Origin of the sequence: Nonomuraea sp. NPDC049269 (assembly GCF_043197155.1) — a bacterium.
Lineage (GTDB): Bacteria > Actinomycetota > Actinomycetes > Streptosporangiales > Streptosporangiaceae > Nonomuraea.
The window spans coordinates 58,872-70,158 of sequence record NZ_JBICSO010000019.1 but is presented as its reverse complement, the minus strand read 5'-3'; the positions used below and the strand labels follow the sequence as shown (position 1 = coordinate 70,158).

Genomic DNA, 11,287 nt, shown 5'->3' with positions numbered 1-11,287 from the left:
CAGGAACCACACAGAGAAAGGCAGACCAGCACATGGACAAGCTGGTGATCAATAACACCGAGAAGCAGGTCGTCAACGCGCTGCTGGATGAACTGGAGGAATCGCTCGACCAAGTCGAATCCGACGAGGCGCTGCATCGGGCGGGAGTCCTGGCGCACGCGCTCCCGTCGAGGATCCGGCTCGCGATGAACGAGTTCCGGCTTGAGCGTGGCTCCGGCGTCCTGCGCATCGGCGGCTACGAGATCGATCAGGATCGCGTCGGGCGTACGCCCGCTCACTGGCGGGAGCGGCCGGAGCCGTCGCCGACGCGCCGTGAGGACCTGATGCTCGTCATGCTGAGCTCGCTGCTGGGCGACCCGTTCGCGTGGGCGACCCAGCAGGACGGACGGCTCATTCACGACATCATCCCCATTCAGGGGCACGAGAACGAGCAGCTCGGGTCGAGCAGCGAATCGTTGCTCACGTGGCACACAGAAGACGCGTTCCACCCGCTGCGCGGCGACTTCCTGTCTTTCGCGTGCATCAGGAACCCGTACGCCGCGGTGACCACCGTGGGCTACGTCGACTCTCTCGACCTGCCGGAGAGCGTGCGGTCGGTGCTGTTCGAGGAGCGGTTCAGCATTCTCCCTGACGAGTCGCACCTGCCGAAGAACAATTCGCGACCGGACGAGAGCACGTTCGCCGACGTGGACAAGATGCAGGACGACCCGGACAAGGTGCCCGTGCTTTTCGGCGAATCGGACGAGCCGTACATCCGGGCGGATCCGTACTTCATGCGGGTGGATCCGTCCGACCATGAGGCGGCGGACGCGCTCGCGCTGCTGGTGAAGCAGATGGACGACAACATGGTCGACATGGCATTAGAAAGCGGTGAGTTCTGCTTTATCGACAATTATCGGGTGGTTCACGGTCGCAAACCGTTCAGCGCCCGGCATGATGGGACGGACCGGTGGCTCAAGCGCATCAACGTCACCCGTGACCTGCGGAAGTCCCGCGCGCGTCGGCGGTCCCGGACGGAGCGGTCCATCCACTGATAGCCGGCACAGGATCTGAGTTGTGGGCGTAGCGGCAATGAAAGATCCTGTATCTGCTGAAAACATGTCTCTGTTGGAGATGGTGAATGTCCTCCCGCTACGGGCTCCGGCCCCGGATAGCCATGTCATATGTGCTCATTTCTGCCATGTCGGCGCTGGTAGCGGGAGGAATCGCCGGTTTCGTCGTCCCCAGCGTGATGAAAACGCAAGTCACGGTGCACACCAGCAACGGCTGCACCCGGCAGGACCGCGCCGGACTCCTCGGGGCGGGCCAGGCCGCGGGCCTCAGCCTGCTCGCGGACGACCTGACCCGGCAGCAGGACGGCCGGTCCCGCCCGGAGATCCTGGCGGCGGTGGCCCGGCGCTGGCTGGCCGCGACGGCGTCGGCCGACAGCAAGATGGTGCGCGCGGTGGCCGGGCTGGACGGCCGGCTGGTGCAGCCGTCGGAGCCGGCGGCCTACGGCGCGGGGTCGACGCCCCCCGGGTTGTCGTCCAGCACGCAGGCACGCACCGGCGCGATCACGCTGTCGGGGAATGAGGTCGGCTGGGCGATCAACCCGGTGGAGGCCGCCGGGCAGGTGATCGGGGTCGTCTACGTACAGGACCGCAGCGTCACCGATGGCTCGCCGGTCGTCGACGTCGCCTCCGACGGCGACGACCGGGCGGGGCCGTTGTCGGCTGGGCTCGCACTGGTGGTGCTCGTCCCGGTGTGCTTGGTGTTCGGCCTGCTCAGCACCCGCAAGTTGATCAAAAGGATCCAGCGGCTGGCGGCCGGTGCGGCCACCATGGCCGCCGGCGACCTGACCACTCGGGTGCCGGTTTCCGCCGGTGACGAGATCGGCCGCCTGGAAGAGGGCTTCAACGTGATGGCCGAGCGGGTGGTCGCGGCCGGCCGGGTGGAGCGGGAGCTCGCCGGGGCGCAGGCGCGGCGGCTTGAGCGGACCCGGATCGCCAGGGAACTGCACGATTCGGTCTCGCAGGATCTGTTCTCGCTGAGCCTGGTGGCCCGCAGCCTGCGGCGTACGCTGCCGGAGAGCTCGCGTTTCCAGGAGCAGGCCGAGTCCATGGAGAAGACCGTGGAGCACACGATGCGCGAGATGCGGGCGATGCTCCTGCAGTTGCGTCCGATCGCGCTGGAGGAGGCCGGCCTGGTGGCGACGTTGCGCGATCTGTGCGAGGCCTTCCAGGTACGGCTCGGCGTCACGGTCGAGACCGACCTGCACGAGGTGCGGCTGGGACCCGGCGCGGAGCATGCTGTGCTCAGGATCGTGCAGGAGGCGCTCAGCAACGCGACGCGGCACGGTGGCGCCCAGCGGATCGAGCTGCGCCTGAGGCAGAAGGGCGAGGAGATCGAGATCGTGGTCCGCGACCACGGCCGTGGCTTCGACATGGCGCAGAAGCACGACAGTCACGGGATGGGCCTGGAGATGATGCGTGAGCGGGTCATCGAGGTTGGCGGCGTGATCGAGGTGGTGAGTGCGCCCGACAGCGGTACGACGGTGCGGGTGCGGATTCCGGCGGAGGAAGCATGATCCGGGTGCTGATCGTGGACGATCACCAGGTGGTCCGCCAGGGACTGCGGTACGTCCTGGAGGACGAGGTGGACATCGAGGTGGCCGGGGAGTGCGCTGACGGGCCCGCCGCCTTGGCGGCGATCGAGAGCCTGCGGCCCGACGTCGTCCTGCTCGACATGGTGATGCCTGGTATGGGCGGGCTGGAGGTGCTGGAGCGACTCAGGGAGCGGCCGGCGCCGCCCGCCGTGATCGTGCTGACCTCTTTCGTGGAGAACGAGGTGGCGTTGCAGGCCATGCGCGGAGGCGCGCTGTCGTACCTGTCGAAGACCAGTGCGGTGGACCGGGTGGTGGAGGCGGTGCGCATGGCCGTGACGGGAGGGAGCGTGCTGGATCCGCCGGTCGCGGCGATGCTGGTCCAGCGGGTCCGCGATGACGACGGCCCCGCGAAGGAGGATCCGTTGCGGATGCTGGCGCCGCGGGAGCGCGACGTGCTGGCGGCGCTGGCGCGTGGCCAGTCGAACAGGGAGATCGCCAAGACGCTGTCGCTGAGCGAGACCACGGTCAAGTCCTATGTCTCCAGCATCCTCACCAAGCTGAGACTCCAAGACCGCACGCAAGCGGCCATCTTCGGCTTGCAGTGCGGTCTGGTCCCGCTGGGTGAGGCGCTCTCCGCCGACCAGCTCTCCGTCGAGGACTAGTGTCAAGCTCAGCCGGTCGTACGCAGCGCGTCGGTCGGCGACAGCGCCGCGGCGCGCAGCGCGGGGTAGAGCCCGGCGAGCACGCCGGACACGATCGCCACCCCGAACCCGCCGCCTATCGCGCTGGGCGGGATCGCGATGCCCCAGTCCTGCGCCATGGCCAGGGCCACGGTCACACCGGAACCGATCAGCACCCCGCCGAGCCCGCCCAGCGCGGACAGCACCAGCGACTCGGTGAGGAACTGCGCGGCGATGTGCATGCGGGTGGCGCCCAGGGTGCGGCGCAGCCCGATCTCCGCCCGGCGTTCGAGCACCGAGATGACCATGACGTTCGCGATGCCGATGGCGCCGACCAGCAGGGCGATCGCGCCCAGCCCGAGGAACAGCGCGCCGGCCGACTGCTTGACGGCGACCTGCGCGGTGAGCGCGTCGGAGGGCCGGCTCGCCTTGACCTGGAAGGGGTTGGCCGGGTTGGCCGTCTTCGCCAGCAGGCCGGCGACCTGCGGCACCTGGTCCGGGTCGGTCCGTACGTAGATGCGGCTGGGCGCGCCGTCGTAGTCGAGCAGTTCCTTGGCCGCGGCGAAGGAGACGAGTGCGGACCGGTCGATCTCGGGCGCCAGGGTGAAGGAGTTGAGGACGCCCGCGACCGTGAACCAGTGTCCGCCCAGCCACACCCGGGTGCCCAGGTCCAGCCGTACGATGCCGAGTTGCTTGGCCACGTCGCTGCCGAGCACGGCCACCGGCGCGTCGGCCGAGGTGAGGAATCGCCCGGATTTCAGCGACCCTTGCAGGGTGTCGAGGAGTGAGGCGTCCGTGGCGCGTACGGCCAGGCCGCCGGTCTGCCCGGTGGGGATCTGGTCGTTGCGGTAGACGCGAGCGGTGCTGATCTGCGCGGTGGGGGCGACCCCGAGCACGCCGGAGATCCGGCGGAGCATCGGCGCGGCCGTGGTGGGCAGCGCGACCTCGGTGCCGCCCAGGTCGTCGCCGTTCACCACGGTCAGGAGGTTGGTGCCGAGCCGGTCGAGCTGCGCCAGCAGGTGGGACTCGCTGGAGCGGGTGACGCCGAGCACCGCGACCATCGAGGCGATGCCGATCGCGATGCCCAGCGCCGACAGCACCGCCCGCGTTCTGCGGGTGCGCAGGCCCAGCGTGCCGGTGGGAATCAGGTCGTACAGCCGCAGCTTGCTGCGCTTGACCGGCGACCGTGTTGCGACGGCGTCCTTCTCGTCCCGCACGAGGCCGGACACAGAGCCGCTCATGACACCACCACCCCGTCACGTAGTTCGATGCAGCGTTCGCAGGCGGCGGCGACGCGTTCCTCGTGGGTGACCACGACCAGGGTCGTGCCCTCCTCGTTCAGCTCGCGCATGATGGCGAGGATCTCGCCGCCCTTGGCCGAGTCGAGGTTGCCGGTCGGCTCGTCGGCGAACACGATGGCGGGCCGGCCCACCACGGCCCGCGCGATCGCGACCCGCTGCCGTTCGCCGCCCGACAGCTTGGTGGCCCTGTGGTGCATCCGGTGGGCCAGGCCGACCCTTTCCAGCGCCTCGACGGCCGCCGCGCGGCGCTGCTTGGCCGGGATACCCCGATACAGCAGGCCGGAGGCCACGTTCTCGATCGCCGTCAGCGCTTCGAGCAGGAAGAACTGCTGGAACACCACGCCGACCCGCCAGGCGCGCAGCCCGGCGAGCTGCAGGTCGGTCAGCAGCTCGACGTGCTGGCCGTCGAGGCGTACGGACCCGCTGGTGGGCCGGTCCAGCCCGGCCATCAGGTGCAGCAGCGTCGACTTGCCGGATCCCGAGGCGCCGCGGACCGCGATCATCTCGCCCGCCTCGACGGAGAGGCTCACCCCGCGCACCGACTCCACGGGCGGCTCGCCCGGGTAGGTCTTGCGGACGTCCCGCAGCTCAAGAACCGTCACCGGGCACCTCCACCAGCATGCCGGGCTTGAGGTCCCCGGTCACTTCAGCCATGCCCGTGCTCTCGTCGAACAGCCCGGTCTCCACCGGCACCCGTCGCCGGCTGCCACCCTCCACCACGACCACCTCGTACGTGCCGAGCGGCCGGGCGAGCAGCGCCGTCATCGGCACCGCGATCACCTTCTTGTGCTGCTGGGTGACGATCGAGACCTGGACCTGTGCCTGGTCCAGGAACCCGCGTACCTTGCCGGTCAGCGAGATCGTCACCGGAGCCACCGATTTCGCCGCCGCGCCGCTGTCGGTCGCCGCGTCGGTGTCGGTGTCGGCGTCGACGGCCACCGCGCCGATGACCCTGATGCGGCCCTTGCGGGTCTTGCCGTCCGGCAGCGTGACCACGACCTGGTCGCCGACGCGGATCTGCGGCAGCTCGGCCGGGGCGAGCTGGACCAGCACCGCGGGAGCCCGGCTGGTGCCGTGGACGATGAGCTGGCCGGGCGCCACGACGCTGCCGACCTTGGTGTCCCAGCCGCCGACCCTGATCGCGGCCGGGACGAAGACGACATGGCCCAGCGGCACCTGACCGGTGACCTTGAGCTTGGCGGCCTTCTGCCAGCGGCGGAGCGCGTAGTAGGTCGCGTAGGAGAAGTGCCGGTCGACCGTCACGTTCTTGCCGTAGCCGAGTGCCTTGAGATTGCGCTCCAGTTGGAGGACGTCGAGCCCGTTCGAGACGCCCAGGCGCAGGTCACGCCAGGAGGGGCGGTCACCGTACAGGAGCGGGACGCGAGCGCCGTCGATCTCGTAGGCGGCCTTGCCGCGCGTGATGGTGCTGCCGACGGCCGGCAGCCGGGTGACCACCCCCGAGCGGCTGACGATGACGTTGTACGCACCGGCGTACCCGAGCGTGCCGTTCACCAGCCGCCGCTCGGCCACGTCGGCCTGCTCGACCTTCGCCGTGGCCAGCGCCAGCCCGGGTGTCGCCGTGGGCGCCGGCCGGGCGGTGCTGTTCGTGGTCACCCGCATGACGCCCCATCCGACGGCGCCCGTCACGGCCAGGGCCAGCACTGTCACCAGCACGGTACGGCCGCGCCTGCCGCCTGACCTCCGCCGCTCCGTCGTCGGGGGCGCCGCCGGGGGTGTCGTCGAGCTCACCGACGTGGGCACCTCGTCCACCTGCCGCTCCTGCCGTAGCTCTTCCGGATGGTTCCCGGCGTCCTGCCGCTCCTGCTCGATGCGCCCGTGCACGCGATCCTCATCCCTTGCTGGTGACCGTCAGGCCGCCCGGGGGCAGCTGCGGCTGGCAGGCGTCGAACTGGGTCTGGTACAGGTCCTTGCCAGAGGGGCCGCCCAGCCGGGACGGCAGGGTGAAGCTGCCGTCGGCGTTCGGGTCGGGCCAGTCGGAGATGCCCTTCTGACGCATGCACTGCGCCCAGGTCCGCCACTTCGCCATGTCGGCCGCCGTCACCGGCTTGCCCTCCGGTCCCTGGTAGGCCGGGATCTTGTCGAGGATCGTCTTGCACGCGGACTGGGCCGCGGCCGGCGGGGCGGTCGTGCCGGGCGCGAGCCGCCACTGCCCGTTGCTGTCTTGCACAGGGTCGGGGAAGTTCGGCTCGCCGTTCTTACGGATGCACTGCGCCAGCTCGCGGTACTGCGCCGCGACGTCGTCGGAGCCGCCGGTCGCCTTCGGCGCCTCCTTGCTGCACGCGGTGAGCCCGAACGCCAGCGCGCCCGTCGCTGCCAGCACGACCATTCTTCTGATGACGTTCTTGGAAGGGATCATGCCTTTACCTTCCTCCCGGGCCACCCCTCCCGGCCTCCGCCAAAGGTTGCCAACCCGCCCCCACACTTTGGGGGGTACGCCGCCCCGCACCGGTCAGGCCTCGGCGAAGACGATGCGGCGGCCCAGGGAACCCTCGTCGGTGGCGGGGAGCACGTGAGCGCGGTAACCCCGCCCGCCGAGCGCCCGGAGGACGAGCTCCAGCCGGCCCTCGGTGGCCGTGCCGGGCTCGTCGTGGACCTCCACCGCGACGCGGCGGATCAGCGGCCAGTGCCGGTCGTCGATGCCGTCCAGCACCTCGATCTCCGCCCGCTGCACGTCGATCTTGAGCAGGTCGACGCGGGAGAGCGCCAGCTCGGCGATGACGGTGGACAGCCTGCGGAGCGGGCAGGGGTAGAGCACTTCCCGGAAGTGATGCGCCAGCATCTCGTCCAGCAGGCCGAGATCGTCCCCCAGCTCCGCAGCGTGCTCCCGCAGCACCAGCTCCCGGACGAAGGCCCGGTCCAGGTCCGTGGCGGCGTGGGAGTGCTGGGCCGACATGATCGAATAGCCGGGGTAGTAGACGAACTCGGTGTCCCCGTCGTGGTCGGACAGCCCGTACGGGTAGGCCCGGCCGGCCACGCCGTGCCGCCGCAGATTCCTGGTGAGCGCCTCGAACACGGGAGGCAGCGGCTCGAAGGCGTACACCTGCGCGGAGGGGCACATCGTCTTGACGAAGAGCGCGAACATCCCGATGTTCGCACCAGCGTCGAGGACCACCGCGTCCGGCGGCAGCGTCGTTCCGGGCGGCAGGTAGGAGCGGTGCGCGAAGATGTCCGTGTACAGATACTGCGTCTCGTGCGGGTTGATGCCCTCGACCTCCGCCAGGTCGAGGTCCCCGCCGGCGATCTCGGTCATGGGGCAACGCTCCGTCTCATCGATGGTGTCGTCCGGCCGCCGTCACCGCGGGAGGTCGCCTGGGCGCAGGATGTTGACATGGAGAGGCCCGCCACCTGACCGGTGGCGGGCCGCAAGCCGCTGTCGTCGCCCGGGGTGATCCAGCGGGTCGAGCCCCGGGTGGAGTAACCGCGCCGGCCGGAATTCGGCAATCTCGGCCTCGGTCACTTTCGTGGCCGTCAAGTCTCAGCAGTAGACCTGCCGGTACTCGTACGTGTTGTCATTCTGCAACCGGCGATACAGGTCATAGGGAAGTCCAAACGGCGGCTGTACGGTGCGGACGAATTCCCAGCCGGGCGGCGCCTGGCCGGGACAACGCGGCCCGGCCGGGAACGTCACGGAGGAATTCGCGATGGCGGGTGTGGCCGATATGCCGGTGGAGATAATGGCGGCGGCGCACAGCGAAAGGCCTATTATCGACTTCACGGAGATTCCGTTCTGGGCGAGGGAATGGAATTCGTAAATGCGCGTGTCACCCCGATGCGCAGTTTCACGATCGCACATCCGCAGACGGGTCACAAGCAGCGGACATTCCGCCGCTATCGATCTGCCAGTACGGCTCCATTGGTTTAAAGTGACACAGCTGTGCCCGCCGGCGGCTGCCGGGCGAACGCGCTCACCGGATGGCCTGCCGGGGCCGTCGCGGCGGCCCCGGCGCCCCGGACGCGCTGGGCGAGGCCCGGCCGCGCACAGGCTCTGTAGCTGGGCAACGGCTCGGGGGCGGCTCGGCGGCGCCACCCGGGCCGACGGCGCGCGGCGCTCAGCAGGCCTGTTGTGTATCCCGTGGGCGTACTCGCCGGTAATATTCATGCGGTAACGCACTTAATCCGGAGAGTGGTCCGATCATTGGCGCAGCGCACCCTGTGTCCGGTTTTCTGCCAGTGCATGATCGTTTAATAGTTGAGCTCCTCGCCGCACACCATGTCGGATGTGAACGAAGAATCCGACCGGGTTTGACATGATTGATTGCTGGGGTGCACCATGGCCATTGGCGAACGTCCGACCATCGGGTTAGACGACGTCGTCCGCTAACACGTCCGGCAGCCCTAAATGGCGAACCACGATCTGGAAAATCGCCACTTAGAAGAGCTGGTCGCCACCGCACCGGGCCACGGGCCCGCTTGAAGCATGGCCTTATCTGCTTCGTCCCCGTTCGCCGTCGATCCCAGATTGCCACTCTATTCGGAATCTCGATCCGGCCGGGTGTGTAGATCGAGGATATTCGAGATCCCGCCTTTGCTGAATACCCGGCCCCCGCATCTTGCACTCGTCGAAAAACCTAGAACTACGGGGAGCATCATGTATTTCTACATTCTGGGCAGCATCGAAGTGAGGTTCTCTGGTCGGCGCATTCCCATCACCGCACCGAAACAGCGGGCCGTGCTCGCGACCCTCATCCTCAACACGAACAACGAGGTGCCGGTAGACCGGTTCATCAAGTACGTATGGGATGGTCAACCTCCGGTAGGCGCGCAAACCACCTTACAATCGTATGTCTATCGACTCCGTCAGGCCCTGCGCCCACTGGCGGGCGTGGAAATATGCACCGGCTCGGCCAGCTATATGCTGCAGGCCGGCTCGGACGACACGGACCTGGGCTACTTCAAGCAGCAGGTCAAAAACGCGCACGCGGAGGCGCAACGGGGGCATCTCAGGTGTTCGGTGCAGATTTTCCGGGATGCGTTGAATATCTGGCGGGGAAATGCGCTCGCCGGGGTCCAGGGTGAGTTGATTCGACAGGAGGCGCGTTTCCTGGAGAGTGAGAGAATAGCTGTCTACGAAGAGTTGTACGGCTCCGAGATCGCTTTGGGAAACTATCGGCAGATCATTCCGGAGTTGCAGAAGCGGGTGGCGGCATATCCGTTCCACGAAGCTTTGCGATCTCAGCTCATGGCCGCTCTCTATTGTTCCGGCCGGCAGGCAGAAGCGCTGCAGCACTACACGCACATTCGTAAGCGGTTAAGTGCTGAGTTAGGCATCGAGCCGGGGTCTGAGCTGCAGGAACTCCAGCGTGCCATCCTCGACCGGGTGCCCACCAAGCGGCTCCTGTCACAATCGTTCCCGGCCTGGCCGATCGACGGCAACGGGTCATCCGACTTCTCCGAGGGCCCGTCGATCGACGCTTGGACAGGCCGTACCTGATAGGTGCCCTATCCGCTCGCGTCACGCTTCGGGAGAACGTGACCGGCCGTTGTACGGACTTTCGCCGGCATTCTGTGCCTGGCCTGCTCTACGAGGGTGAGCAGGCAGCGCGGCCGGAGTGAGTCAGCGGCGGCGGGAGGCGGCGGCGAGCGCGGTCGTGCTGGTCTGCCACATGTTGTCGGCGGTGTTGACCGTGTGGCCGGGAGGCACGATCTCGTCGATCCGGTCGAGCAGGTCGTCGGACAGGACGACGCCGTCCGCCTCCAGGTAGGCCTCCAGATGCTCCATGGTGCGCGGGCCGACGATCGCGGAGGTGACCGCCGGGTGGCGGGTGACGAACGCGATCGCCAGCTGGACGAGCGTCATCCCGGCCTCGTCGGCGAGTGCCCCGAGGGCGTCGGCGGCGTCGAGCTTGGCCGCGTTCGCCGGGGACGTGGCGTCGTAGGCGGCGGGGAAGCGGCTCAGGCGGGCCGGCGAGCCCGGCCCGGCGATCTCCATGCCCTTGCGGTAGCGGCCGGTCAGCCAGCCGCCGGCCACCGGGCTGTAGGCCAGCACGCCCATCCCGTAGCGCCGGCAGGTCGGCAGCACGTCGTACTCGACGGCGCGGGTGAGGATCGAGTACGGGGGCTGCTCGGTGCGGAAGCGTTCGCGGCCCCGGCGCTCGGCGGTCCACTGGGCCTCGACGATCTCGGAGGCGGCGACCGTCGAGGCGCCGATCAGCCGGATCTTCCCGGCGCGGACCAGGTCGGACAGGACGCCCAGGGTCTCGTCGACGTCGATGGCCGCATCGAGGCGGTGAACCTGGTAGAGGTCGATCCAGTCGGTCCCCAGCCGGCGCAGCGAGCCCTCGACCGCCTGGGTGATCCACCGCCGCGACGTCCCCCGCTGGTTGGGATCTTCACCGAACGGCAGGCTGACCTTCGTGGCGAGGACGACGTTCTCGCGCCGGCCGGCGAGCGCCTTTCCCACGATCTCCTCCGACTCCCCGCCGGAGTAGACGTCGGCGGTGTCGATGAAGTTGATCCCGGCGTCGAGCGCGCGATGAACAATCTTGATCGAGTCATCGTGATCGGTGTTGCCGAAGGCGCCGAACATCATCGCGCCGAGGCACAACTCGCTGACGGAGACGCCGGTTCGTCCGAGAGGACGGTAGTCCATGAGGGCTCCTCAAGTCGCCGCGGACGGGCCGCGGCAGGTGGATATACTCAGGCTCCACGCAGAACCGGAGAGCCTGTCCGGTAAGCGTAACGGATAGCCTATCCACTTAGGA

At 68.5% G+C, this 11,287-nt stretch carries 11 protein-coding genes; 4 read left to right on the top strand and 7 right to left on the bottom strand.

What is annotated here, in order from left to right; all coding sequences use genetic code 11:
• Positions 1 to 32 precede the first annotated feature (32 nt).
• The 3 genes from gntD (at position 33) to ACGFNP_RS60380 (ending at position 3,246) form a co-directional block, all read left to right on the top strand.
• The gene (gene gntD, locus ACGFNP_RS60390; RefSeq protein WP_358335027.1) at positions 33 to 1,034 is read left to right on the top strand and encodes a guanitoxin biosynthesis L-enduracididine beta-hydroxylase GntD; all 1,002 of its coding nucleotides are present in this window, start codon (positions 33 to 35) and stop codon (positions 1,032 to 1,034) included.
• 197 nt (positions 1,035 to 1,231) lie between these two features.
• The gene (locus ACGFNP_RS60385; RefSeq protein ID WP_393334181.1) at positions 1,232 to 2,566 is read left to right on the top strand and encodes an ATP-binding protein; all 1,335 of its coding nucleotides are present in this window, start codon (positions 1,232 to 1,234) and stop codon (positions 2,564 to 2,566) included.
• Complete coding sequence (locus ACGFNP_RS60380) at positions 2,563 to 3,246, top strand: response regulator transcription factor (protein WP_358335033.1); 684 nt, start codon at positions 2,563 to 2,565, stop codon at positions 3,244 to 3,246. Before ACGFNP_RS60385 ends, ACGFNP_RS60380 begins: the two co-directional genes overlap by 4 nt.
• An 8-nt stretch (positions 3,247 to 3,254) precedes the next feature.
• Here the strand turns inward: ACGFNP_RS60380 and ACGFNP_RS60375 are convergent, their stop codons facing one another.
• The 6 genes from ACGFNP_RS60375 to ACGFNP_RS60350 form a co-directional block, all read right to left on the bottom strand.
• Complete coding sequence (locus ACGFNP_RS60375) at positions 3,255 to 4,505, bottom strand: ABC transporter permease (RefSeq protein WP_393334172.1); 1,251 nt, start codon at positions 4,503 to 4,505, stop codon at positions 3,255 to 3,257.
• On the bottom strand, positions 4,502 to 5,167 hold the full coding sequence (locus ACGFNP_RS60370) for an ABC transporter ATP-binding protein (protein WP_358335039.1): 666 nt from the start codon (positions 5,165 to 5,167) through the stop codon (positions 4,502 to 4,504). The genes ACGFNP_RS60375 and ACGFNP_RS60370 overlap by 4 nt, the downstream gene beginning before the upstream one ends.
• Positions 5,154 to 6,407, bottom strand: coding sequence for a peptidoglycan-binding protein (locus tag ACGFNP_RS60365; protein ID WP_393334168.1), 1,254 nt, complete (start codon positions 6,405 to 6,407; stop codon positions 5,154 to 5,156). Before ACGFNP_RS60365 ends, ACGFNP_RS60370 begins: the two co-directional genes overlap by 14 nt.
• A gap of 7 nt (positions 6,408 to 6,414) precedes the next feature.
• Positions 6,415 to 6,942 (bottom strand): hypothetical protein, encoded by a 528-nt coding sequence (locus ACGFNP_RS60360; RefSeq protein ID WP_358335045.1) that lies wholly within the window; start codon positions 6,940 to 6,942, stop codon positions 6,415 to 6,417.
• 93 nt (positions 6,943 to 7,035) lie between these two features.
• Complete coding sequence (locus tag ACGFNP_RS60355) at positions 7,036 to 7,836, bottom strand: FkbM family methyltransferase (RefSeq protein WP_393334165.1); 801 nt, start codon at positions 7,834 to 7,836, stop codon at positions 7,036 to 7,038.
• Between the two features lie 225 nt (positions 7,837 to 8,061).
• Entirely contained in the window at positions 8,062 to 8,394 is a 333-nt protein-coding gene (locus ACGFNP_RS60350) for a hypothetical protein (protein ID WP_358335055.1), read from the bottom strand.
• A gap of 780 nt (positions 8,395 to 9,174) precedes the next feature.
• On the opposite strand from ACGFNP_RS60350, the gene ACGFNP_RS60345 reads away from it, so the two are divergent.
• Positions 9,175 to 10,017, top strand: a complete 843-nt coding sequence (locus ACGFNP_RS60345) for an AfsR/SARP family transcriptional regulator (RefSeq protein WP_358335058.1) — start codon at positions 9,175 to 9,177, stop codon at positions 10,015 to 10,017.
• Between the two features lie 123 nt (positions 10,018 to 10,140).
• Here ACGFNP_RS60345 and ACGFNP_RS60340 read toward each other — a convergent pair whose 3' ends face one another.
• Positions 10,141 to 11,175 carry an aldo/keto reductase gene (locus ACGFNP_RS60340; protein WP_358335060.1) on the bottom strand — a complete coding sequence of 345 codons (1,035 nt, stop codon included), beginning with the start codon at positions 11,173 to 11,175 and terminating at the stop codon, positions 10,141 to 10,143.
• Positions 11,176 to 11,287: the final 112 nt, after the last annotated feature.